22 protein-coding genes and 1 riboswitch are annotated in these 23,969 nt (G+C 48.3%); of the genes, 4 read left to right on the forward strand and 18 right to left on the reverse strand.

The genetic code is table 11. The features are described from left to right. Positions 1–25: 25 nt before the first annotated feature. Together ACFQI7_RS03245 and ACFQI7_RS03250 are read right to left on the reverse strand one after the other, a co-directional pair. Positions 26–1,756 (reverse strand): copper amine oxidase N-terminal domain-containing protein, encoded by a 1,731-nt coding sequence (locus ACFQI7_RS03245; protein WP_218096960.1) that lies wholly within the window; start codon positions 1,754–1,756, stop codon positions 26–28. A 167-nt stretch (positions 1,757–1,923) separates the two neighbouring features. Continuing rightward, positions 1,924–3,186, reverse strand: coding sequence for an MFS transporter (locus tag ACFQI7_RS03250; protein WP_218096961.1), 1,263 nt, complete (start codon positions 3,184–3,186; stop codon positions 1,924–1,926). A gap of 256 nt (positions 3,187–3,442) precedes the next feature. Here ACFQI7_RS03250 and ACFQI7_RS03255 point away from each other — a divergent pair, with 256 nt between their 5' ends. Next, the gene (locus ACFQI7_RS03255) at positions 3,443–4,084 is read left to right on the forward strand and encodes a cell wall hydrolase (protein ID WP_230414604.1); all 642 of its coding nucleotides are present in this window, start codon (positions 3,443–3,445) and stop codon (positions 4,082–4,084) included. A gap of 503 nt (positions 4,085–4,587) precedes the next feature. On the opposite strand, the gene ACFQI7_RS03260 is transcribed toward ACFQI7_RS03255, so the two are convergent. From ACFQI7_RS03260 to pabB, 11 genes are all read right to left on the reverse strand, one after another. Beyond that, positions 4,588–5,301, reverse strand: a complete 714-nt coding sequence (locus tag ACFQI7_RS03260) for a nucleotidyltransferase domain-containing protein (RefSeq protein ID WP_218096962.1) — start codon at positions 5,299–5,301, stop codon at positions 4,588–4,590. Next, a complete protein-coding gene (locus ACFQI7_RS03265) occupies positions 5,298–5,891 on the reverse strand; it encodes a GyrI-like domain-containing protein (RefSeq protein ID WP_218096963.1) in 594 nt (197 codons plus the stop codon). The genes ACFQI7_RS03260 and ACFQI7_RS03265 overlap by 4 nt, the downstream gene beginning before the upstream one ends. Positions 5,892–5,895: 4 nt before the next feature. Next, a complete protein-coding gene (locus ACFQI7_RS03270; protein WP_268966795.1) occupies positions 5,896–6,030 on the reverse strand; it encodes a hypothetical protein in 135 nt (44 codons plus the stop codon). A gap of 413 nt (positions 6,031–6,443) precedes the next feature. Further along, complete coding sequence (locus ACFQI7_RS03275) at positions 6,444–7,013, reverse strand: DJ-1/PfpI family protein (RefSeq protein ID WP_218096964.1); 570 nt, start codon at positions 7,011–7,013, stop codon at positions 6,444–6,446. 440 nt (positions 7,014–7,453) lie between these two features. Then, positions 7,454–8,056: a hypothetical protein gene (locus ACFQI7_RS03280; protein WP_218096965.1), complete on the reverse strand. Its 603-nt coding sequence runs from the start codon at positions 8,054–8,056 to the stop codon at positions 7,454–7,456. Positions 8,057–8,338: 282 nt separating this feature from the next. Further along, positions 8,339–8,434: a putative holin-like toxin gene (locus ACFQI7_RS03285; RefSeq protein ID WP_329958196.1), complete on the reverse strand. Its 96-nt coding sequence runs from the start codon at positions 8,432–8,434 to the stop codon at positions 8,339–8,341. A gap of 328 nt (positions 8,435–8,762) precedes the next feature. Continuing rightward, the gene (locus ACFQI7_RS03290; RefSeq protein ID WP_218096966.1) at positions 8,763–9,353 is read right to left on the reverse strand and encodes a hypothetical protein; all 591 of its coding nucleotides are present in this window, start codon (positions 9,351–9,353) and stop codon (positions 8,763–8,765) included. Between the two features lie 204 nt (positions 9,354–9,557). Next, positions 9,558–10,019: a hypothetical protein gene (locus ACFQI7_RS03295; RefSeq protein WP_377516609.1), complete on the reverse strand. Its 462-nt coding sequence runs from the start codon at positions 10,017–10,019 to the stop codon at positions 9,558–9,560. Positions 10,020–10,599: 580 nt separating this feature from the next. Continuing rightward, on the reverse strand, positions 10,600–11,085 hold the full coding sequence (locus ACFQI7_RS03300; protein ID WP_218097491.1) for a DUF402 domain-containing protein: 486 nt from the start codon (positions 11,083–11,085) through the stop codon (positions 10,600–10,602). Between the two features lie 440 nt (positions 11,086–11,525). Then, a complete protein-coding gene (locus tag ACFQI7_RS03305; protein WP_329958204.1) occupies positions 11,526–11,621 on the reverse strand; it encodes a putative holin-like toxin in 96 nt (31 codons plus the stop codon). A 441-nt stretch (positions 11,622–12,062) separates the two neighbouring features. Then, positions 12,063–13,205 (reverse strand): aminodeoxychorismate synthase component I, encoded by a 1,143-nt coding sequence (gene pabB, locus ACFQI7_RS03310; protein ID WP_218097490.1) that lies wholly within the window; start codon positions 13,203–13,205, stop codon positions 12,063–12,065. A gap of 50 nt (positions 13,206–13,255) precedes the next feature. Continuing rightward, a riboswitch (ZMP/ZTP riboswitch) is annotated at positions 13,256–13,334 on the reverse strand. Between the two features lie 271 nt (positions 13,335–13,605). Here pabB and ACFQI7_RS03315 point away from each other — a divergent pair. Beyond that, complete coding sequence (locus ACFQI7_RS03315; RefSeq protein ID WP_218097489.1) at positions 13,606–15,111, forward strand: NTTRR-F1 domain; 1,506 nt, start codon at positions 13,606–13,608, stop codon at positions 15,109–15,111. A 163-nt stretch (positions 15,112–15,274) separates the two neighbouring features. Here ACFQI7_RS03315 and ACFQI7_RS03320 read toward each other — a convergent pair whose 3' ends face one another. Genes ACFQI7_RS03320 through ACFQI7_RS03330 form a run of 3 tightly spaced genes read right to left on the reverse strand, consistent with a single transcriptional unit; the run spans position 15,275 to position 19,893 of the window. Beyond that, positions 15,275–17,890, reverse strand: a complete 2,616-nt coding sequence (locus tag ACFQI7_RS03320; protein ID WP_218097488.1) for a heparinase II/III domain-containing protein — start codon at positions 17,888–17,890, stop codon at positions 15,275–15,277. Positions 17,891–17,921: 31 nt separating this feature from the next. Continuing rightward, on the reverse strand, positions 17,922–18,689 hold the full coding sequence (locus ACFQI7_RS03325; protein ID WP_218097487.1) for an SDR family NAD(P)-dependent oxidoreductase: 768 nt from the start codon (positions 18,687–18,689) through the stop codon (positions 17,922–17,924). Between the two features lie 49 nt (positions 18,690–18,738). Beyond that, a complete protein-coding gene (locus ACFQI7_RS03330) occupies positions 18,739–19,893 on the reverse strand; it encodes an alginate lyase family protein (RefSeq protein WP_218097486.1) in 1,155 nt (384 codons plus the stop codon). A 158-nt stretch (positions 19,894–20,051) separates the two neighbouring features. On the opposite strand from ACFQI7_RS03330, the gene ACFQI7_RS03335 reads away from it, so the two are divergent. After that, positions 20,052–20,816, forward strand: coding sequence for a DeoR/GlpR family DNA-binding transcription regulator (locus ACFQI7_RS03335; protein WP_218097485.1), 765 nt, complete (start codon positions 20,052–20,054; stop codon positions 20,814–20,816). Positions 20,817–20,899: 83 nt separating this feature from the next. On the opposite strand, the gene ACFQI7_RS03340 is transcribed toward ACFQI7_RS03335, so the two are convergent. Next, the gene (locus tag ACFQI7_RS03340; protein WP_218097484.1) at positions 20,900–22,246 is read right to left on the reverse strand and encodes an ABC transporter substrate-binding protein; all 1,347 of its coding nucleotides are present in this window, start codon (positions 22,244–22,246) and stop codon (positions 20,900–20,902) included. Between the two features lie 355 nt (positions 22,247–22,601). Continuing rightward, the gene (locus ACFQI7_RS03345) at positions 22,602–23,318 is read right to left on the reverse strand and encodes a DUF1906 domain-containing protein (RefSeq protein WP_218097483.1); all 717 of its coding nucleotides are present in this window, start codon (positions 23,316–23,318) and stop codon (positions 22,602–22,604) included. Between the two features lie 81 nt (positions 23,319–23,399). Here ACFQI7_RS03345 and ACFQI7_RS03350 point away from each other — a divergent pair, with 81 nt between their 5' ends. Further along, positions 23,400–23,888, forward strand: coding sequence for a hypothetical protein (locus ACFQI7_RS03350; protein WP_218097482.1), 489 nt, complete (start codon positions 23,400–23,402; stop codon positions 23,886–23,888). Positions 23,889–23,969: the final 81 nt, after the last annotated feature.

The following is a 23,969-nucleotide window of genomic DNA, read 5'->3' on the forward strand; positions in this document are numbered from 1 at the left end:
AACAATGTCCTTTCTGTCTGCAAAATTACTTTTTTTGTTCAAGCGGATACAAAAGCCATTGCACCGGCTGTTTGCTCCCCGGCGCAGGCATCCACTCGATATCGACCGAAGCTTCGAGACCGGTTGCCCGGTAGAACAGGAACGCTCCGTCCTGATCCGTAATCCCTCCTTGCGGAAGCGGTACGACCGTCCCGTTCACTTTCAGCGTCCCATCCGCGACGCCGTCCTTGACCAGCAGCGCCAGCGCCGCCTGACGCGGGTGGTACAAGTGCAGCGAGTAGGTCATCCCTGCTCCGAAGTCGCTCTGCTCGCCAAACGACCATTGCGACAGTCCGGTCAAGTGCTGCGCATCCGCATCGGCATCCATCCGAACGGCGGAATACGCGCTGTCGCTCTTTTGACCTTGAGCTTGTCCCTGCTCCGTTTTTCCTGCAGCAGGCAGCGGCGGGAGCGGCTCATTCGGCTTCGCCGCGATAAAACCGACGTTCGCAGGACCGTCCGTTTCGATATCGCTGATGCTCGCGAACCCTTGTCCGTCAGACAGCGTATACTGCTCCAACGTTACGGTTTCTCCCGGTTTGATCTCGAGTTGCTCGTCCGCTGCCGCCTTGGTCAAGAAATCGACCGTCGCTTCTCGTGCATTATACCGATGCAGCAGCGTCGGCTGCATCACGCCCGTACGCGTTACGCGAACGGTAAGTTTTTTGAGCGTGTCCGGATTTTGGACGACCGCAGCGAATCGTACCGGTTGCGCCATCCCGTTCACATGATGCAATACGATCCGGGCTTTGCCGTTAACCCGTTCCTGATAAACGATCCCGGTGCGGTCGATCGTATGGGGGGCGTTGCCGCTTATAACAAGCTTGCGCTCCTCCGGTATCGTGACGATCGCAGGAAGCTGACGTGCCTCTGCCAACTGCCGTTTCCAGTCCGCCGACTCGTCCTTGACGAAAGAACCGACCGGCTTCGCATACCAAGGATATTCGGATTTGGTATGGAGCACTTCATCAATGACGGTCACCTCATGCGTGAACGTCTCGCTCCATTCGCTGTGGGGGTCCGCTATCCGCAGCGACACCGGATAAGTTCCTGGCTCGAAAAAAGCTTCTTTATTGCCTGTCCATTCGTACTTCGGCAATCCTTCGGAATCCGGATCATAGCTTAAATCGATATAAGCGACCGGTTCGCCGATCCGGTACACCGCTTTATCCGTCGCAAAGATGGCGATTGGCCGAGAGTTCGGCTGTGTGTCCCCGGGATAATGCGATTCGCGATACGCCCGATCGGTAGGCTGAACGTAGATCAGCTCCACACGGCTTCGATTCGAATCATAAACGCACGTTGCGTTCATATAAGGTGCAATCCAGTCCAGTTTTACCAGCAGCGTCCCATCCGCCAGAACAGCGGTTTCCGGCAATGGACTTTCCGTCCCGTTGACGGATGCTATGCCTCGGTCGAGCTCCCACTCCACATAAGCTTTCGGCGCCGTAAGTCCGACCGATCTGCGCTCGGAATTCCAAGTGACGGGAAATCCAAGCTGCTCCCCAACCCAGCGGATCGGGACAAAAAAGCTGTTTTTCACCTTCTGCGCCGGGACGTCCAGTTGAACCGCAGAGCCGTTCACTTCCGCGGTCGCTTGGTTGTCGGTAAACAGCAGATGTATGGTAGTGCCGGAGACCTGTACCCCGGCTGCCTGCGCGCTCCCCGCCAGCATCGACAAGGCAAGCGACCATGTAATAAGCCGTTTCTTTTTCAAAGCCGTATTTCCCCTTTTTGTCATAAATAAAAAAACATTCTAGCGTACTTAACCATTCTGAGCTCGCAAAAAAACCGTGCTATGCCCAATGTAGCACGGTTTTCCGGAAAAATCACCCTTCTTAAACGATTTGTCACAACTTATTGCTTATTTACGCGATGGATCGTCTAATAGGACGTATTCCCCCGTTTTATCGCTTCTCTCCCAATCCTTCCATATTGAGGGGTCAGAAGTAGAAAATGGATGAAAAGTACACCCGAGATAATATAGAATACAATCGGAATGCCGAAGTTGCTCGCCACGATCCCGCCGAATAAGGCGCCGGACACATTTCCTAATGAATTGGCGCTTGCATTGTAAGCATATACGCTGCCTTGAATGTTCACAGGCGTCAACCGGCGCAGCAGCGAACTGATCGACGGAATCAGTCCTCCGACGCACAGTCCTGTCAAGAAACGGGTACCCATCAAAATCCAAGGGTTCGATATGCGCGCCTGGGGTATGTAAAGAATCGAAATCAGCAGTAAACAGCTTAGCAGGATGATCATATGTCCGTACCGGTCGCCCAATTTGCCCAAGTACGGTGCGGCTATCACCGTCCCGAGTGCGCTCGATGCGAAGATGAGACCGGCCATCAGCTCGATATGGTCTTCAACATGCATACTCTTGACATACAGCGAAATAATCGGGCTGATGCTCTGCAAACTGGCGGCAATCAAATACGTCGATACGAATAATACAAGAATGACCGGCGACTGTCTGATCGCTTCGCGCAGCATCGTTTTTTGCACTGGTTTGTCCGTTTCCGCTTGTACCGGTTGATCTCTCTTCAAAAACCTCCGGAATCGGAACTTCTCGTATTTCTTCGCTTCTTTCACACCAAAAAGCACGAGAACGGTTGAGGTCAAGATAAACAGTCCGGTGAGAAAAAACGAGTTGCGCATGCCAAACCATTCCGCCATCAGCCCGCCAAGGAGCGGCCCGAGCAGCTGTCCCGTCACCTGGCCCGTCTGCAGCGTCCCTAACGCCCGGCCTACCTCGCTCTTCGGCGTCTCAATTGCCATTAGGGCGACAGAGGATGTCGAGAACCCGGCCATCGTTCCGAAAACGGCGCGAAGCAGCAGCAGTTGCATAGGCGTATGGACGAGACCCATACATACAATAATGATCGTAAGACCGAAACCTGAGCGGATCATCGCCGTCTTTTGCCCGTATGTATCCGACATCTTCCCCCAGAAAGGCGAAACGAGTGCAACCATCACATGATTGATGCCGAAGATCAAGGCAGACCACAGTGCAGCCTGCTTCTCGTCATGGATGCCAAGCTCCTGTACGTAAAGCGGCAAAAACGGGACGATCATGCTGAACCCGGCGGTACAGAAAAAATTGCCGAACCATAAGATGTACAAATTGCGTTTCCAGGCGTCCATTCCAATTTCCTTCTTTGATGTCGATTTGTTATGTGCTTTTACAATGTAACATAATTCAGTGGCAAGTCCATGGACAAAACGGATCCGAAATACGTGCGTTTCCCCTCCCAAATTGAACCAATTTTCCGACTATGGACAAAATTTTAAACCTGTCTCCGAAAAGTGTAGACGAGCCGCTTCCGCAACCGATTAACGCCCTTTTGCAGCAACGTCCGCGCATTTGCCGGACCCATGAAGAAGAGGAGGTAACCGGATTTTGAACAAAGCCGCGATAGTTTTATCCTTATTTGCCGGGATGGCAGGAGCTGTAACCGCATCCGGAACCGCATCCGCCGAACCGATGAAGAAAGGAGCCAAGAACGAACACGTGCTTGATTTGCAAGAGCGACTTACCGCACTAGGTTATTTGAAAGGCGGGGTTACCGGCTATTACGGAGTCCTGACGACTGAAGCGGTCCGCAAATTTCAAACCGCGCAAAAACTTACGGCCGACGGAGTGGCCGACGATACGACCGTCGACTCGCTGAAACAGTCGGTTGCGCCGAAAGAAACGGCGCTCGACCAAATGGCGCGCATCATTTACGCCGAAGCGAGAGGCGAATCGTTCGATGGGCAAGTCGCGATCGGCGCCGTTATATTAAACCGCGTACAGTCCAACATTTTTCCCGATACGATCGAAGAAGTGATTTTACAACCCGGCCAGTTCTCGGCCGTGAAAGACGGGCAGTTCGAGCTGACCCCGAATGAAACCGCTTATGAAGCGGCGAAAAAAGCATTGAACGGCTCAGACCCGACAGACGGAGCGCTCTACTACTACAACCCCAGAACGGCAAAAGCGTCCTGGAGCAAAGCACGTCCCAAAATCGCCAAAATCGGCAACCACGTGTTTACGCGATAACATACCGCATATCTCAAAAGGGCAAAAGTAACGATCATCCCCTCATGCAAAAGGACAGCATCCAGGCTGTCCTTTTGTTCATTAAGCGGCGTAGGTTTTTGATGCATGCGAAGGCATGGTTCTCGTAAGATTTAGCTGCGGATTAGCATCATCTTAATCAAAGTGAGAATTAACCCCATCAGCGTACCTACAAAAAACAAAAATAAAAACACTGTAAACAATTTCCTCAAAAAACCTTTAATGGGCTCGTCAATTATAACCGTTAGTAAAAGCGTTAGTGCGATTAGTAATATAAACCTCCATAGGTATGGAATTCTTATTACGATGGATAAGGCATATAATGCTGAGCCGGAGTACATGTAATACTTTGTTTTCCTAGTCATTTCTCTATTATGTTGTCTCATCTTTGTCCTCCAAGTAAAAACTAGCAGCCTGCGGGGAGACGCCCACAAATCCACTTCCAGCTAAAGTTCCCGCCGTTCTAATACCTATTCTTCAGCCCTTCACTTTAGCAACCCACCGATCGGATTTAATACATATTCACATACTGTTTGCAATGACTTCTTCACATCCAACTTATGTAAGCATTCCACTATATAATCCGCCAATAATGGATCCCTACGCCGCAGTTCGTTCATTTGATACTTCGGCTTTACAGCCCACCAATGATGAATAATAAAATGCGCATCTACGCAGCTTTGCAAAATCTGATTTCGGATCCATGCCGAGGTGACTTCATTGTCTGCATCCATGAAATTGTTCCATAGTTCCGTTATTCTTTTTCTAATCCGGGTCAATTCCTCTTGAGAAGCCGGGGTCGGGCCTGATGCATAATAGGCTGAAGCCTCTTCATGCAATTCAATCCATTTCTTTGTACAATTACTCCACAAACAGACTCCTTTCGCCAGCATTGTTGTGATTGTCCCTATATTGCTTTTCCTCTCGTAACCATTTAATACTTCTTTATACCAATCCCATGGAGCGATCATGATTTGAAATTCATAGTTGTTAAAATATTTAAACTCTCGTCTAAATTCGGAAAACTTCCCGATATAACAAAGATCAATATCGCTATGAGCCGTTGCCGTTCCAGCAGCTTGCGATCCGCATAAAATGATAGCTTCAAGATCTGAATTAACCAACAACTCATTCGCAATGTACGCATCGATGATTTCCCTTACTTTGGGGTCAACCGTCCACGTTTTATTCCCTTTCATGTAGCGCTTGTTTCAACCCGCTGCCTGATAATGATTTTACAATGATTGTGATGAAGCATTGGATTCATAACGATCTCGGTAGAAGCACCTGTCGGCACAAATCCTTTGGCCGTAATTTCTTCAACAAGTTTGGCTTTCGTATGTATAATGTCGTCGTATAAACCTTCGTGTAAAATTTGAGCAAACGTGCCGCCCGGGATCGTCTTAAAAAATATCGAATGCTCCATGCCACCTAAACTGTCCATCATCGCATTATGAAGCTGCCGTTCCTCCAAATAATCGGGTACGCAAATCATGATAGTAATGGACGCATCATTGCCGGCCCTATCCTCACATTGGAATTCCGTAGGACCGATAATAAAGTTTTTATTCAGCTCTTTCGCCGTGTAATGTTTGATTCGATTCAAACATTTGTAGATTTTGTTGGAATCATTCAGTTTTCGGATATCAAATTGTCCTTGCCTCGTTGTAACAATGTATTTCAAATCCGGCAGCTCGTGTATTCTTACTTGCTTACTCTTTTCCCCTGTGGAGTATACACCCTTTAGCTGCTTTTTCATATCATCTTTGACAATTTGGGATGATCTCATCTTGCTAACCACCTTTTATGAAATTGTTAGTTCTTTCACCATAAGCTTTAACTACTTTTTCCGGTGCTGCGCTTTGCCAAGCTTTCAGTAGTAATCCCATTAATTCCTCTGGTTCTACCGTACTTAAATTTACATGCATATAGTTTTCCCTCTCCCACGGAGCCACCAATCCCATAGCGGGATACGGCGTTACCTTTCAAGTTACATTTGTATTACTTTCTTTCGAAAAATGAGACTTGTAACGATTAGTCCAAGAATCAAGCCGGATATCGGAGAGACAATAATGATTCCTAGTATATTCGTGCTTGAAGTAAAGGCTAGCTTTGCGGTTACGGCGACGATCGCTATTATACATACGACTAGCCAATAAATGAGCTTTTTACTCGAATCTACTTTTCTAAAGGCCTTCGTTGAATATGGGGTTTTGATCAATAACAATACGATTAGAAAGATCTGAACATACAAAGGATGAGCAAAAGTAAACGGCAAAAAATCACTCCGAGTATGAAATGATAAACAACTTTTCATTGCATCTATAAATGAAATTCCACTTTATCTGTTCATGATGTCATGAAATAGCTCTCTTTCTTCATCCGCGTTTTGATAAACCCCAAGATAATGAAAGATTTCAAAAGAAAAATCAACAAAAGCACGACCTTTGGCAGTAATGACATGTCTTTCTCTAACTACCCGCTTATCTATATAATTCTCCCGTGGAAACGGATCTTCTACTTTCAATTTATTGATGCTTTCGATCGAGCAGGATGTGGTGAACTTACATGTATGTAAGATGCCGGCTCTTCCCAAATATTGCGGCCCATTGCATATGGCAGCAAGCATTTTCCCCTCTTGGTCCAGTTTAATTATAAAATCGGTTAGCTCTTTCCGTTGATTTCGAATCGGGCCACCAGGGATAATGAGCCCTTCAATATCGCTAAGCTCCATTGCTTCATTAATTGTGACATTTGGCTTATAGTACAAACCAGATTCACTCACGACGGTTTCAACATTGTATCCCATTGATAGAACTTCTCTTTTTCCAATATTTCTTATTTTATGGAAAGCTAACGTAATTTCAAAATCTGCGAAGTCTTCCGATATAAAACAAATGATTTTCCCCATCTTTTATACCACCTTCGAATTAAATTCGCATATTGTTTGGATGCGGATCATGTTTCCCTTCGAACGAACTTAAAAATAACAAAACATCAAGTTCAATTAAACCTGATAAGATGGGTATGTATTTATACGAACTTCACCTTTTTTAAAGTAATCCGTAATGTTAAAAAATCACGAAAACTTTTTAAAGAAATCGATCTATAACCATCTTTCTTTAAAGGCCGTTGCTGTATGTACTCTTCAAACGCTCTTGAAAATCCGACTAAGTCAATCACATTTCCTCTACACTCGATTCTAATGTATTCTTTAACGTATTCTTTTCTCTCGATGTCTAGCCTAAGAAGTAATTCCTCGTGTTCTGTCATTGGTCTCTCCCCTAAATATGATGATTCAAAAGCTGAAGTGATTTCATTCTATTTATTGTACTACTCCAGAACGACTTGTTAAGCAATCTGAACGATTCTAGTATTCTGACATAATGGATATAACTCCGTGAGGGACCATATTGCGTTTTTCATATCCTCAAATGAATCTCCATAGAAATAAAAAGCAGTTTCCGTAGTGCCTTGCCAATACCTTTCAACTTCTCCATCATACCCAATTAACCTAGATAACTCGGTGAGCACAACATTTAAATCACATTGTGCATATACACGTTCAGGAAGGTTTACGCTGTCTAAGTAAATTGCTAATCCTTCTTTCTTGCCAAACGCAATGCATTCTTCTGTATTTTCTAAAATCACATGTGATCGCTTAGGTGCACCTAAATCCTCTAGTTTCAAAATAATTTCACCGATGATCGACCTATAGTCGTTTCCTTTATAAATTAGAACTTCCATGTCGCAAAATTCGATTTCGCCGGATTCTGCTTGCATGGTTCCTCCACCAGTGATTTCACCATAACGGTTTGAACGCAAAAATTCATCCAGGGGTTCCTCGTAAAGCACTCCTCTATCCATTGGCATAATTTTGTCATTCAACTGAATGATAATGAGTGTTTCCGATTTTTCTTTTTTATTCTTTGATCCGAATATCTTCTTAAACATGAACTTTTCCTTTATACATAATTCGGCTGACCAAGGGGATTGTCTCCCGCATCGTAAAGACAATTCTGCTTTTACATTTGGATTGTCTTTATCATAATTCCCATCTCGAAAATTCATTTAAATCAATTGATGCAAGTATCATGGTGTGTTATCATATTATTATTAATAAAGACCAAGTGGGCTAACACTTGGTCAATACAATTGGCTTGGTTGGTAAATTCCCTTTCTAAGTCATTTAGGAATCAAAAACCCACCTACGGCTCTCAATCTTCGGGTGGGTTTTTACTTTCTCTTGTTGTTTAAATCGATGTATGTTAAAAGAGCAAGGATAAACATTCCAAAAAGGAACATAATCGTAAGTGCATCTTTTATTTCCATGGCTTCACCTCCTTTCGAAGGGAAACCATGCCCACCCAAGATTCAATTGTAATTATATTGTACCTTTATTATACTTTACGCACAAGCGTTCGTATTGATTATAATAGGTTTTTAGATTCATTAATACAGGCTAGCATGCCTTTCCTATAAAGTTCTTGTAATCGCGAGTCCGAGAGCCTTAAAGCGCGGTTGGCGACGGGTCCGTCAGGACTTATGCTCGCAAGGGGGTCTACCTGAACTACTTCTTCGGGCAGACCAAGGAGTGTTAGCGACGAAGCATAGATACGGTGTTATGTCCCCGCCTTCTTGAAATTGCTTAATTAAGCTCTTATCTTCCTAATATTATTATTTCTCCCTTTTCGTTTACTCCTCTAAATATAAATCCTCCAGCATCCTTTGTATTTAGTTCATTGTAAGATGCTGCGAAACCATCTTCTAAATTTAATTCGATAAATACAGTTGAGTTTTCTTTTATTTCATCAAAATCATATGAAATTACGCGTTCGATATTATCATTACTTACAATGATACTTTTAATTTCAGGATTATCTGATTCGACTGCGAATATAGTATCATACATCTTATTTGAATTTAAACTCGCCGACCATGTCCGTTTAATGTCTCCCTCTTTCCCAATCAGTGGTGACATGGGTTGTAGCTCAGCTACATTAGGTACGTGATACAGGATACCCCATTTAGCTTCCACCAGTTTTACATAATAGCCAGTATCAGTCTTCCATATAACTGTTTTCTTATTTTCATAATCTTTTTCATATATCACTTCACCATCTTTCGAAGGATATGAATTCCTAATGACTTTATTATCGATAATAGAATACCCAGAGTTTTTAAATATATAAATTATCAGCGATAACAAAACTATTAGGAATATGGCTCGTCGTAGAACTTTACGGTCCATAAATACTCCTTTCATTTACGGTTTGCGGGGATTTCTTATAACGTACTTGTATTCACGAACCCGAGAACCTTAAGGCGCGGTAGCGCCGGGTCCGTCAGGGCTTAGGTTGTCTGACTGATACGACTCCCCGAGTTATCATCTGGCAGACCAAAGGAGCGTAGCGACCGCAGCGTGAATACGGTGTTAGACGAAGTCCCTCTCTTCTCAGAATATGCAATCAATAGTTATTTCTTCCCATAGCTCTTTAAGGTTTTTATTATCAATTCTGGTTCTCTTGATTAGTTCTTCTATTGTTTGATAAGTATTGAAATTACTATTATATTCTGAAAAGACATGCCCGTTTGGAGTATTTGTTATCGAATATTTCGAATTCTTATATAAAAATTCAATCTCTCTACCCATACCTAGATCATTGACAAATTCCGTATAAGTATAGATTCCGGGTTTTAAAGTCGGTACAGTAGAACCAAAATCATTAGAATCGTTTCCTATTACTATTAATTGCTGTTTAATTATGTCTAATACATCGTAATAAGCAAATGAACATCCTTTGTTGAAAATGGTCGTTACATCATCATATCCTTTACAATATGACTTCTCGTAACGCTCATTTAATATTTGTGTTAGTTCTTGAATAAAAGCATTTAATTCATCATTTGACTTCATGTGGATTCACTTCCATACAGATATTTAATATTCTTTAAACTTATGGTTTGAGGGATTTCGCCTAACGTTCTTGTATTCATGAACCCTCACTGGCTTATGGCCCGTTGGGCCGGCCGCGATGCGGTTAGCCAGTGCAGGGTTGTCTGCCTGATATTACATCTCCGAAAAACCTCGGGCAGACCAAGGGAGCGTAGCGACCGCAGCATGAATACGGTGTTAGATGATGCCAGCAACTCCTTCGAAATACTTATAAGAAGTTCTTAGTATTATATTTATATCACTTTAATTGTTAAATCTATTGCTAATATATCTAATACTGAACATAGACCCAAGGAATGTATAAAAGAATATTGTTTGGCTCAGCAGTTATATGTTTTGGAACTTGCTCTTTACATACTCTTAATGATTTTGCTGGTTTCATCTAACGTTCTCGTATTCACGACGCCCACTCCTTAAGGACCCGCAGAGTCCGGCCGCGACCGCGGTCAGGGAGTGCGGTGTGTCGCCTGATTCCGCTTCTCTGCAATTGCGCCTCGGCGACCGAGGGGCGGCGCAGCCAACCCGATGCGTGAATACTGTGTTATATGATGCTGGGGCCTTCCTTGAATTCGCTTTCTTCTGCTCTTCCTGTATTTCGCATGAGGTCTTTTATGATTTCAGGCGGAAATTCTTTACCTTTGTGAATGTACTTTATTAGGAATGTTTGTATTTGCAGCATTTGCGTTTTCATCTCTGTGAGTGATACCTTCCCCTCCAGCACGCCATCTGCATATTCATCCAAATCGACTATTCTATATGTTGGTCCATTGCCTTCTACGATTACATCTATATACATATCCTCTAGTGAAATTGTATTTTCATCGCATCTTTCTATTTTAATTAAATCTACATACCACTCATTCTTCCATCCGAATGGTTCAAACATAATTTTCACTCCTTCATTCATGAGAATGAAGTGTCGAATCTCTTTATCTGATTTTGGATCAAATCGATCAAAATATACGATTTCATCATTTCCGTATCCTTTCATCGTTCCTAATCTTGATTCAATTGTAATTGGTTCCACTACTTTCGCACTCCTCTCGTTTTTCTTGTTTATCTTGCCCCAGTTTCATATAACGTTATTGTATTCACGAATCCGGAAGGCTTAAAGGAGCGTAGCGACTGGGTGGCTCTGCCACTTAGCCATGCAGGATTGTCTGCCTGAGTATTCTCCTCGATTTTGCATCTGGCAGAATACGGTGTTATAGGATGTTCTGGCCTTCATCGAGTTTGCTAATAAATTTCTTTTTAAGGGTTTGAGTCTTTATTCAAGTCATTTCATTAGTCCTTTTCTTAAGTCTTTCCAATTCCAGGTTTTCAACGGATTTTTAATGTGTTATTATAGAGTTAAATAAAAACCGAGTGCAGCGAACACTCGGCTATACAATTGGCTTGGATAGGGTTATCCCTTCTAGTCAAAAGGACAAAAACCCACCTTCGGCTCGGTAACCTTGGGGTGGGTTTTTACTTTCTCTTGTAGTTATTCCCGATGTATGTTAAAAGAGCTATGATAAATGTAGCGAATAGAATCATGATAGTAATTGCATCTTTCAACTCCATGGTCTCACCTCCTTTCGAAGGGAAACCATGCCCACCCAAGATTCAATTGTACTTCTATATATTACCACATCAAGATACTGCTGGATAGAATATTTGTTCGTTTTAATGTTTATAGGTTTTCATACGCCTTGCCGGAATTTCCTATAACGCCTTTTTCACGAACTTCGTAAATCCCTGCTTCATGTATGTATTCGCGAATTTCGCATAATATCCTTTTTATGGATAAAAGCTGAACTCCCCATGCGTAACCGCACGTCCAGCTCAAATCAGTGACATCCACAACGTCCAGTCAGCGCCATGCTCAGGTGGATGCTCACTCCCCTAGTTACTCCTAACGACAAGCTAGAGGACCCCCGTCACACTATGGCAAAATAAGATTACACCCAAAAAAACAAACCGCGATTTACGCGGTAAATCAACGGCCATTTTCACGTCATCCAACTATCGTTCTGTGCTGGCTTCATTTTTGCGTTTCATTGCTTCGGTAACGACCTTCGCTTTCGTCAGGACTTCATTATACTCGTCAGTGTCGGATGATCCCCATGTGATACCGCCCCCTACCCCATATTCTGCTGTACCGGATACGGAATCAACGATGACCGTACGAATGGCGACATTAAATGTTGCAATATTTCCAGGTTCGATGAGGCCAATCGCTCCGCAATACACCTCTCGAGGAGATTGTTCGAGATCGGAAATAATCGCGGTCGTTCTTATTTTGGGAGCACCGGTGATGGAACCGCAAGGGAACAACGCTTCGAATATGTCGTATAGACACAAGCCTTCTTTGGTGATGGCTTTAACGGTGGATGTCATTTGGAACAAGGTTGGATACGTTTCGATCTCAAAAAGAGCAGGGACTTTCACGGTGCCTACTTTTGCGATCTTGCTCAAATCGTTACGCAGCAGATCGACGATCATCACGTTTTCAGCTCTGTCTTTTTCAGATAAAAACAGGGATTGTTCCAACCGGCGATCTTCTTCGCCCGTTTCGCCTCTTCGACTCGTTCCTTTCATCGGTTTGGTTGTGATGTTGTCTCCGTCCCAATGAAAAAACAATTCCGGCGACGCCGACAAAATACTGTACTGGCCCAAATGCAAATATGCGCAATACGATGCCTTTTGAACGGAACGCAAATATTGATAAAAGGTGTAAGGGTCCCCCTGAAAAGAAGATTTCAATCTAACGGTATAATTGACCTGATACGTTTCTCCATTCGAAATGAAACGTTTGATGCGCTTCATTGCTTGATTGTACTGCTGCCTTGACGTAGTGGACTTCCAACGGCTCAACTGATAATGGCTCTCCTTCAGCTCGTGGCTGGATGCCGGGTTTTCAAAAACCGCGAACCATACGAGAGGTAGGTGGGTGCCTTCTTTTACCCGATAATGATGACTAAACGCAGAAGCCGCTTCATAAGAAATATAGCCCGCCACAAAATAGTTGGCATTTATCGCTTCCTGAACTTTATCGAAAATCGATTGAACTTCGCTAAGGTCATAAGTGCAATAAACAGCGATCGGCGATGTGAAAATTTTTCGATTTCCATGAAAATCGAACACTAGCAGCGGATTTGCATTCAATAAGTATCTCCTCCCAGTCATAAGAAAAAGAGTACCTAATCTTTCGATTAAGTACTCGCCCAGGCGTACGGCATTGGTCCCGTGTGCTCCCTCATGGTTCCCCATGTTCCGCCAGTTACACACTTTGTTTATTGAATACATCATATGGAATGTATGCGGTAATTGTCAATGTTGTCTTGGAGCCGTTCTCAAATTGCGTTTAACATCGGTTTTTTCCATTTCTTCAGCTGTAGTGTTTTAACTTCTCGCAAGAGTATCCTCCAGCCGTTGCACAAATTACAAATCTCCCACTGCAGGCTCAAAATCAACAACCGAGAAAAATGTGCTAATGCACGCTGTAACCTTCCACGATCAAAAGACGCCGCCGCTGCATAACAATTATTGGGGGAGGTGAATGGCGTTGGCATCGAGTAACCGGATCATTAACGGCGGATATGAAGCAGCTTCTCTGCTGCCGTGGTATGGCGTGAACGCTGGCGTATCGAACAAGTACAGTCGTACCGGCACATACGCAGCCCGGATCGAGGGAGGAACCTGGAACGCCTACATTCAGCAGTTTACGGCAGCGTTTCCAGGGGAAACATTCGAGCTTCGCCTGTCTCTGGCAATAGCGGGTTCGGCTCCAAGCGCGCCTGTCGTCATTTCGGTTTTGTTTTATACGGTTGCAGGCGTATTTCTCGAATCGGGTCTAATTGCATATGTACCGGGCGATAGACTCCCTCCTGCCGCCTCGGGAGTCTGGTATGACTTCCGCGAGTTGACAAGCGCCGCACCGGCAGCGACGGCGTCCGCGCTCGTGATCGTGAACAAACTGCCTCAAATCGGCAGTCCGGACATACTCGCGGACGATGTGGAGCTGCAGGGCGCTCACGGCGCTGCAGGGGCGTCACCGGCAGAAGGAGCGCAAAGCACTGGCGGCCTGCAACAAACGGCGACCGGGATGCAAGCTGCACCCGGAACGGCGGAGGTTCAAGGAAAGTCTGCCGGCCTGCAGCATTCGCACCCTTCGGACGGAAACGCTCCATTGGCTTACGTGACCAATTCATATGTCAATTTGGTCACGGTGTTCAACACGTCGACGAGCGCTATCGCCAAGACGATTCCGGTTGGAAGCGCGCCTAGCGGAATCGCAATCATTCCTAAGCTGAATCGAATCTATGTAGCGAATTTCCTGGACAATACCGTTTCCGTGATCGATACGGCTACCTATAAAACCATCCGCACGATTCAGGTCGGATGGGAGCCCGCCTATCTCGCCGCCGCCCCTAACGGATCGCGGGTGTATGTGTCCAATTCATCCGACGATACAATTTCCGTCATCGATACCGCTGCCAATGCCACCATCGATCCGCCGATCCCGGTCGCTAGTTCGCCGCAAGGCATTATCGTTTCGCCGGATAGCAGCCGCATCTATGTCGCGAGCTCGGTCGCCGGGACCGTTACGGTCATCGATGCGGCAACGAACCTGGTCGTTGCAACCGTGGCCGATGTCGGCGGTGCGAAAAAAATCGCGATGGCCCCGAACGGGACTCGCCTATATGTTGCAAGCGACGAAGGATGCGACTTCGTAACCGTCATCGAAACGTCCGGCCATACGATAACCGGAACGATTCCGATCGGGGTGGGAGTGGAAGCGCTGTTGCTATCGCCCGACGGCGCCCTCTGTTATGCGGCCATCGCAAGTGAAAATGCCGTCACCGTAGTAGATATCGCGACGAATGCGATACTCCAAAAAATCGGTGTCGGGCTGTCCCCTGTAGAAATGGCCGGCTTACCGGACGGAAGCCGGATCTATGTAACGAATTTCAGCAGCGATTCAGCCAGCGTCATCAATACTTCAACGAATACGGTAACCGCTACGATCCCGATCGGGACTTCGCCATCGGCCATTGCAATCGATGCGTAAATTGTCCAACAAACACGAATCCCGATTGCGAGTTAAGACGTCGCTTAGTCGCCGTCGCACTGCATGCAAAGGCGGTACGCGCTTTTGCTTCCAACGATGGAAGCAAGCCGGTACCGCCTTTTAAAATCCTATTCATCTTAGCCGCTTCCGAAGCTCTCAGTAGCTATATACGTTCGCTGCCAAACTTCCACCGGCTGGCAGATCGGTTAGCCCCGCGATTGTCTTCAGCAAACTTCCTCTTGCGAATCAAGTTGAATAGCAGTGCGAGGAGGACCAGCAGCACAGCTGCAGCGGCATACCCCCACACCGGTATCCGGGACACGAGAGCCGGCTTGCCGTAGTCAATAACGAAATGGCCGCTGCTCGATACCGTCAAATGGACGAAGCCCTTCCCGTTCACAACCTCAACACGGCTTCCATTGAATGTCGCGCCTACCGCCTCGCGGCCGGTCGGATTGGCGAGCTCCAATTCCACCTGCCCTCCGCCGGAATCGCCGGAGACGTATCCCTTATATTGCAAAGCGCTGCTCGTATCGACAGCCACGGTAACCGGCAGGGACGAAGCGAAGATCCGCTTTCCGTCGTATGCGGCCGTCGTCGCTTGTTTCACGGCCCACTGCTTTAGGCCGCCACCGTCCCGGGCATAGCCGAATTCCCCGGCGAGCGTCAGCTTTCCAAGAGATACGCTGCCTGCGCCTTGCTGAACAATATACGTGTCTAGCATCCCGTCTTTCAACACCGTACCGCCCACTCTTGCGGCATCGCTCATTTCGGTTACTGTCGGCAGCGCCTCATCGGGCGACAGCGGGATTAAGAATTGCATGTAATTCGCTGCGGGTGCATGGACGGACGCTTTGACATAGCCGAACGGCGCAGCGTAGCCCTTAATGTAAGTCACCTCGCCCTTGGCATCGGTCAAGCCGGCTTTGTCCGAAAAAATCCACGCCGCGAATTTCGCCTCCGCGCCGTATTTGTCTTTCTTGTACGTCCAGAGCCGGTGATTCCCGCTACCGCTCATCGTTCCCCGGCCGCCATGCAAGTACAGCTCAAATGCATGCGGCTTGGCGTCCTTGGCCTTCAGTTGGTCGGTGACGACAAAATACTGTTGTCCCGGAAACGCCACAGCGCGTGAAATGTACCCGAGACTCTCTTCATCTGGTGGAAACGATAGCGGATTCTCGCTCGCTTTGGGATCGTTCGTTTGCCGGATGAAACGCGCCTCTTTTTGCTGAAAATCGAAGAAATCGGTATCGATGCCGTATTTGGAAACCGGCGTCGCATTCATCGCCATATCGACAGGCCAGTTTCCATCGAGCGTAACCGTATTTTGCGCGGCGGCGGTGCGGTACCACGATCGCCTTACCGCGTCGCCGTATCCGGATTTGGAATAGCCCGGCACCGAGGCCATCATCTGATTTTCCGCATGAATCGTAAAGCTCAGCGTGTCGAAATGGTTATGGTTATCCGTTTCCGCAACGCCGTGAAAGGCGAGATACCTTGCGCTCGGGTCGTTGTAGTTCCAATGATTCCGGAAAAACGACTGTCCGCCCTCATTCAAAAACGTTGTGGCCGTACCCGTCGGCGGCAGCGGTTTCACGGCAGGCGCATACGTCAAGTATTTGTCCATATCGATGGAATCGTCTTCTGAGGCTCCGGTATTGTTGCCGAACTCCCCTCCCTGCGGCGATTTGTCGGTGTTGACGTACCGCCACTGAAACAGATTGCCCCATTTTGCCTCCGGGTTCGCTTCGCTAACGTCCTTTTCCTCCATATACTTTCCGGCCACCATCATAAGCATATTGTGCCGCAAGAACGTATCTTCGAACGACGGCATCCAGCCTTTGTTGTTGGAGGAATAAAATTCCCATAGAAAAGCCGGCTTGTACGACGGGAACAGATCGACACCCGATACGTTGGCGTAATGGTAAAGAAAAGGCACCATGTTGATAAGGGAATAGATGTAATAGAAAGCGCCTTCACGATAAATGCCATCCGAGCTGAAAAAATACTTGGTGTTCGCGTTGACCGCCTGCAGCGCTTTGCGCAGCCACGCTCCCGCTTCCGGCTCCCCGGATAACGTCAACGCAAGTGTCCCCAGCCCCCAAGCCGGCTTGGACAAATGGTTGTGCGGCCGGGGCGACCACTTCTCGAGATTGGCGAACAGCGCCTGGGCTTCCTTCTTGAGCTTTGCGCGAATGACCGCATCCTTCTCCGTACCGGCAATCGAAGGCTGTATCCAGTCATACGCCGCGGCGAAATGCTGCGCCCAACTGCCGCGATACGTCTCATCCACTTCGCTCCCGTCATCCGTCGGGTCGCACGAATAGATCGGCCCGTCATAAGCCTGTCGCAAAGCGGCTTCAGCCCGGTCACGGTGCGTCTCGGAGCCCGTCATGATGTACACAAACGCGCTGTACTTGGCGATCCGCGCCACCGTTCCGTAATAATTATGAAGACCGGGATCCTTGCAGGACCCCGGAGCGGTAGGAAGATTCATTGAGGTATAAGGACTCGCGGCGATCTGATCCCATAACGACTTGGCGTAAGCGTCGGCGCCTCGTTTGTCGTACATCGTCTTGACTTGCGAGCTGTCGAACCACAGCTTCGGATGCGTTTCCGTCTTCGGAAGCATCGGTTCTTCCGAGACGGTAAAGCCGCTGTAGCCGTTATAATCCGGACGTTTGACCGGCTCAGCCGAATAAACGTACGCCGGCGCCGAAACGGTCGAGATAAGTGCAATCATACATAATAATGAAACGGCCGTCTTGTATACGTTCACGGCATGATCCCCTAACCTTTGAGAACAATGTTTATCTCATGAATACTCCGCCGTTGATTTCGATCGTTTCTCCCGTAATAAACGAGCTGTGCGAAGAAACCAGGAATGCCGCGATACCGGTAATGTCTTGCGGAACGCCGCCGCGTCCGAGCGGAATGCTGGCAATCGTCGCCTTGCGGGCTTCCGCCGAAGTAAACGTCGAATGGAATTTCGTATCCTCAATAAATCCGGGTGCCAGGCAGTTAGCGCGAATACCGTACGAAGCCAGCTCCTTGGCCATGCTTTTGGTCAACGTCAGGATGGCGCCTTTCGATGCTGCATAAATGCTGGAGCCGGGGCCGCCGCCGTTATGCGCCGCCAGCGAGCTCAAATTGAGGATGGCGCCGCCGCCCTTCGCTTTCATGCCCGCAATGACCGCTTTCGTTACAAACACGGCGGAAGTCAGGTTCACGTCGATGATGCTGCGGTACAAATCGAGCGTCATTTCTTCAATCGTTCGCCGTTCAATCAGATTGCCGGCGTTGTTGACCAAAATGTCGATGCCGGTACCAAACGCTTGCTCCGACTGCTTGACGAGCGCTTCGATTTGGTCCAGATCGGTGACATCCGCTTGAATGACGACCGCGTCGCCGCCCGCTTGCCGGATAACACCGGCTGTTTCTTCCGCACCCTCGCGGTTGCTCAGGTAATGAACGATCACTTTCGCGCCGCATGCGGCCAGCTCGATCGCAATGGCTCTCCCGATACCGCCACTCGACCCTGTAACTAAAGCAACCTGATTCGTCAAATCGATTTTCATATTCATCTTCTCCTGTCGTTTTGTTTTTAAAAAAAATTTATAAACTTATTTAGTTATGAAACGGATGTCCCGGCATAAACACGAGCGGCCCCAGCACTTCCTCGCGGTCTTTCAACCACTTGCCGTCACCGCGCCGTTTCATGTTCACCTGGGAACATTCGGGCATCCCCAATCGAAGCGAAGCGAGTTGTATGGACAGATGCTCATCCGGGATTTCTCCGTCAATTTGCGGCCATTGCCACAAATACGGATGATCTAGATAGGGGATGACAAATTGGATGGCACTCTTCAAGCTTTGCCCTTCCGCCGTCTCATAGTTCCACAAATCTACGCCTTGATGATGCGCGATTTCGCATAATAATGCGGATGCATCGAGTTGAAACATCGTGTAGTGAAACGAACGCGTCCGGTCGAGCTCCCTCGGGAGGCTTCCGTCTGGGGCTACTTGCCCCGGTACAATCACCTGCTTGAAATGATCGAACGCCAGCTTCAGCTTCGACTCGTCCCCGACAAATGCGGCATAGGCGGCAACATGCGTCGTCCACCACATGGCATGGTTATTGCCGGAACGGCTCTCCTTCACTCCGATCGTGCTTGTAGTGAGCCACTCGAGAAGCTGTGACAGCCATTCGCGCATGCCCTGCATTTCCGTTTGCCACTCGGCATCCTCTTCCATAAAGCCGAGCGCATGGACGATTCGGTCCAGCTGCCGCAGCACGATAACGCCCGCCGCGCGGCCCGTACAAATCCCATGAATCGCTTCGCCGTATTCGATGTGCGGATTCATCCGGGTGTCCGGGTTCAGGAACCATACCCGCAAGAGTTCCGCCGCGCGCGCCAGGTAGCGCTTTTCCTGTAGATAAAAGCCTGCATAGCACAACGTCAGCATCGTGTTCGCCAGTTCGTCGAACGACTGGCGGTGCCCCATGAACCGGTCGTGCCGCGTGACGCCGTCTTTCCGGATGTAAGGACCATCCGGATTGTCCGGGTCCGGCCACCAGTAAGGCGCTTCGCTGTAGTAGTCGTGGGGATTGCCGCTCGGTGCAGCGCTGCCGAAATACGTTACGCTCCATGGACCTTTGCCCATCGCTTCATCCGCTTTTTCCGCCAGATCGCGCCGGATGTTTCGCCATACGCCTTCCGCTTGCGTCATCTTGAGCAGCACGCCGTGCACAAACCGCTTATCTACGAAAACGAACCCCATATAAGCCCCCCATTCGCTGCAAAATATTCGATTTTCCAACAAAACCTTGCTATACTTGAAATGTTCATTATAAAATTAACACATAAAACGTACTTTATCAAACTTTTTCATACTTTTTAGGAAATGCACCGTAAACCATAGATAAAAGTAGGTGAATCATGTTACCGGAAATCAGGCACGCCAAAATCATTGAAGCGTTAAACGAAGAAGGTTCCGTCAAAGTATCCGATATTAGCAAATCGTTCCAGGTGACCGAGAAAACGATTCGCGAAGACCTGGAAAAACTGGAACAGCGCGGCATACTCAAGCGTGTGCACGGCGGTGCCGTCCTGGTCGAGCATGACGACTCGATGCTGCCGATCCTGAAGCGGCGGGTCCGGCAGCGCCCGGAAAAAGAACAAATCGCCGAGGAAGCGGACAAATGGATTGAGGACGGTCAAATCGTACTGCTGGACGCAGGCTCCACTACGCTTGAGCTCGCTTCGCTGATCAAGGACCGCCATATTACCGTCGTTACGAACGATACGAAGATAGCCGACTTGCTCGCCGGCAGCAATCAGATCGAGCTGTGCATTCTCGGCGGCTACCGCCGTAAAGGAACGTATACGATCATCGGTCCGAGCGCCATTCAGATGATGGACGAGCTCAACGTGGACATCGCCTTTCTCGGCTGTACCGGCATCGACCTGCAGCGCGGCTTGTCGATCTTTCACCGCGAAGAAGCCGAGCTCAAGAAGCGGATGATGAAAGCTTCGAAGAAAGTGGTGCTGCTTGCCGATCATTCCAAATTCGACCGCACGGCGCTCGTATCGTTTGCCGCGCTGGAGGAAATCGATATGCTCATTACCGATGCCGACGCGAGCAGCGCCACGATCGAACAACTCGAGCAGCGGGGGATTCAGGTCGTTCGCGCCGAAAGGTGACCGCGCACAAAAGCGTACGACGCCTGTAAACAAGAAGAGGGTGTTCCCTTCGCGGGGGCACCCCTTCTTCCTTTTGCAGCGAATTATTTGGAGCTGTTCTTCTTCTCCGCCGCTGCTTTGTCGAATTTATCGGATGCTTCGCGCAGCGCCGAGTTGACATCGAGCTTGTCGATGACGACGCGGTTGAACGCTTCTTCCATCGTCGTTTTCAGCACGTTCGGGTCCGCTCCGGGTAGGTTCGGCTCGCGTCTTGGCATTGCCGGAGCAGGAGCGTAATAATATACCGCCTGCGTATGCTTTCCTTTCAGCGCCGGCACATTTTGACCGAGTACCTCGAGGTTGACGGAGCCTTTTTTCAGCGAAGGCAGCGTTGCGTCCGACTTGGCGGCTTCGAGCTGCAGTTCATCGGAGAGCAAATACTTGATAATCTGGAACGAGATGTCTTTGTGCTGGTTCGTCTTCGTAATGAACCAATAGTTGGAAGCGGCCTGACTGCCGACTTTCGGTCCGTCCGCAAACACCGGCATCGATACCATATCCCATTCGAGGTTCGGCGGGAACGTCGGAAATTTGTTGAACTGGTTGATCTGCATCGCTACATTGCCCTTTTCGAACGCCTGCGATTCGGTATTTTGCGAGCGGTTCTTCGTATCCCGGTTATTGCCTGTAATTTCATAAAATCTCGACAGGTTGGTGAATAGGCGCTTCCATTTCTCGTTGTCCGCCATTTTATCCGCTTTCGGATCGAGGTACGGCAGCGACAGCTGGTTATCCCGCAGCACCGCGCTTATGAACGAGCTGAACCCGCGATACGTTTCGTCGCCGTTCACTCTCGTCATTTTTTTCGCCAGCTCGTATACTTCATCCCATGTCATGCCGTCTTTCGGATACGGCACGCCGAACCGGTCGAACAACGCCTTGTTATAATACATAATTTGCGCGCCGGCCCAAGGCATCGGAAGCCCGTATAGCATTCCGGGAGCGCTTACATTTTTTAGATTATCGAGCAATGCAGGTTCGAAACGATTCAAATCGTAATTATATTTTTTGATCAGTTCCGTCATATCGTACGCCAGTCCGGTCTCGACAAGAAACTGGTCGATCTGCGACGTATTGCCGTACATAATGTCCGGATTGGTGCCGGCCGCAACCAGCTCGCGAATATCGAGGTCTTTCTCACGCGGCAAAAACTTGACGGTTACGTTCGGAAATTTCGCGCGAATCCGGTCTCCGTATCGTTCGTTGAACTTCTCCATGCTGTCGTCGAATTGCGACTTGAAGACGAGCGTGACCGGCTCTTTCAGCAGATCCGCTTCCGACGGCACGTTCGATTTTACGGTCGGCGCCGCCTCCTTACTACAGGCGGCAAGCGTAGATCCGAGCAGCGTCAGTACGACCAATGACCCAACCATGTTCTTTGCAGCTTTCATCTGAACCCCTCCATGTTTCTAATAATGAACCGCCGGGCGAATTAGACCCGGATAGCGTATAGCCTGCGGACCGTCAGCGCCCCGTTCAAGCGGCTTATTGCCATGCATTCGCTCAAAAGGAAGCTGCGTTACGCTGCCGATGTGCGCGCTTACAATCGGTTCAACCGTCAATGTACGCGTTTACATTTGCATACGTACGATTCTGCCTGCAAAGCTCACTTCGCTATCCTTACTTTAGCATATAAAACGAACATTTTCAAACATAATGAGAAAATAAAGGAAGAAAACTTATCCCCCGAAACATAGAAAAAAGGCCGCATCGCTGCAGCCCTTTTCTCCCTAAACCAACACGATCCTACTCTTCCGGCTGTCCGGACGCACGCCGCAGCGCGTTGGCGAGCCGATGCGCCTCGTCCTGGCCGATCCCCGCATTATACAGCCCTTTCAAAATCTCGATCAGCTGATTTGCATCTTCCACCGTTAAAGGTTCCGCCATCAGATTCCACCATCCTTCGTTTCCGTAAGATTCATCCAGATCGACGGTAATGCCGTTGACCTGAACGTTATTCCGGTACTGATATAGGTGAGCGGCATCGGACAGCTTTCCGCTGCTCCAAGCATACGTTTGCCAAAATCGCGAGCACGCGCCGCTGGCGCTGACCGCCTCGACGACCGAATAAGAGCCGTACACCCCCGTATTAAAATCGGGAGTCGCTTCGCTGGCTGCCCGAATATAATCGATAACCGTCTGCATTTGTTCCGAAGTCGCATCAAAATCGACGGCAAAATAAATGGTGCTGCCCGGCGGCTGTCCGATGCTGTAAGCGGTCTGCGCGGCCGTTGCACCGTCTGCCAGACCTGCCGACCGTCCGCCGAGCGGACGATTCGCCGTCGTTTCGAATACGGAGACGATGTTCAGGCCTGCTTCGCTAATGACCGCCGCCTCCTCGGCCGTAAGCCGCTTCCATCCCGTCGGAACAAGGTATCGACATACGAAGGAGTAGCCGTCCGCAGCGAACGATGCGGCCGTTTCAGCCGTTAAAGGTGTTGCGCAGTCGAATCCTTTGGCCATTTTTCGACACCTCCCCTATATTTTATGCACATAGGACAATGAGTGCCTCACATATACTGACCTATTAAGGAGAGGATGTGTATGAGATTTACGGTACAGTATATACCTCTGCACAAAATCAAAGCCGATTCGACCATCCCGTTGACCCAGCATATCAAAAATATACGGAAGCGGATGTGGGACTGCATGCATTTGCTCGCCGTCCGCAAAAACCGGAAAGACGGCAGCTACATCGTCATCAGCGGACTTGATCGTTACGAGTACCTTACAAAACATACGAATAAAAAGTACGCCCCTTGTCTGGTCGATACGCACAAAGCATCCGTCCTGATGAAGCTGCCGTTTCAACGAAACGCAATGGTCCGCTTGCTGCAGCAGTTCCCTACCATATCCATACAGGAAATGAAGCCGGCAAGCTGGTCGATCATTCGCACGTTCATCAGGCGAGAACCCCGCTTTTCCCGACTGTCGCGAGCCCGACAAATCAAGCTGCTCTTCATGGCGATCCGGTACAAAAAAACGGTCGTAGCTTCTATGAAAGCGCAGGTCGATAAAATGCTTTCCTCTTGACCCCATTGTCCTTCTGCACAATGGAGCCCCAGCGAACCAAGAGCCCGAATGATCCAGCTTATTTGCATTTGCGAATCGGCG

Origin of the sequence: Paenibacillus allorhizosphaerae, assembly GCF_042659105.1 — a bacterium.
Taxonomy (GTDB): Bacteria; Bacillota; Bacilli; order Paenibacillales; family NBRC-103111; genus Paenibacillus_G; species Paenibacillus_G allorhizosphaerae.

Coding starts and splice junctions, on each gene's coding strand:
- ACFQI7_RS03250 (WP_218096961.1), bottom strand. CDS start 3,186: ATGGACGCCTGGAAACGCAATTTGTACATCTTATGGTTCGGCAATTTT.
- ACFQI7_RS03260 (WP_218096962.1), bottom strand. CDS start 5,301: ATGAAAGGGAATAAAACGTGGACGGTTGACCCCAAAGTAAGGGAAATC.
- ACFQI7_RS03265 (WP_218096963.1), bottom strand. CDS start 5,891: ATGAGATCATCCCAAATTGTCAAAGATGATATGAAAAAGCAGCTAAAG.
- ACFQI7_RS03270 (WP_268966795.1), bottom strand. CDS start 6,030: ATGCATGTAAATTTAAGTACGGTAGAACCAGAGGAATTAATGGGATTA.
- ACFQI7_RS03275 (WP_218096964.1), bottom strand. CDS start 7,013: ATGGGGAAAATCATTTGTTTTATATCGGAAGACTTCGCAGATTTTGAA.
- ACFQI7_RS03280 (WP_218096965.1), bottom strand. CDS start 8,056: ATGTTTAAGAAGATATTCGGATCAAAGAATAAAAAAGAAAAATCGGAA.
- ACFQI7_RS03285 (WP_329958196.1), bottom strand. CDS start 8,434: ATGGAAATAAAAGATGCACTTACGATTATGTTCCTTTTTGGAATGTTT.
- ACFQI7_RS03290 (WP_218096966.1), bottom strand. CDS start 9,353: ATGGACCGTAAAGTTCTACGACGAGCCATATTCCTAATAGTTTTGTTA.
- ACFQI7_RS03295 (WP_377516609.1), bottom strand. CDS start 10,019: ATGAAGTCAAATGATGAATTAAATGCTTTTATTCAAGAACTAACACAA.
- ACFQI7_RS03305 (WP_329958204.1), bottom strand. CDS start 11,621: ATGGAGTTGAAAGATGCAATTACTATCATGATTCTATTCGCTACATTT.
- ACFQI7_RS03325 (WP_218097487.1), bottom strand. CDS start 18,689: ATGAAAATCGATTTGACGAATCAGGTTGCTTTAGTTACAGGGTCGAGT.
- ACFQI7_RS03330 (WP_218097486.1), bottom strand. CDS start 19,893: ATGGGGTTCGTTTTCGTAGATAAGCGGTTTGTGCACGGCGTGCTGCTC.
- ACFQI7_RS03335 (WP_218097485.1), top strand. CDS start 20,052: ATGTTACCGGAAATCAGGCACGCCAAAATCATTGAAGCGTTAAACGAA.
- ACFQI7_RS03340 (WP_218097484.1), bottom strand. CDS start 22,246: ATGAAAGCTGCAAAGAACATGGTTGGGTCATTGGTCGTACTGACGCTG.
- ACFQI7_RS03345 (WP_218097483.1), bottom strand. CDS start 23,318: ATGGCCAAAGGATTCGACTGCGCAACACCTTTAACGGCTGAAACGGCC.
- ACFQI7_RS03350 (WP_218097482.1), top strand. CDS start 23,400: ATGAGATTTACGGTACAGTATATACCTCTGCACAAAATCAAAGCCGAT.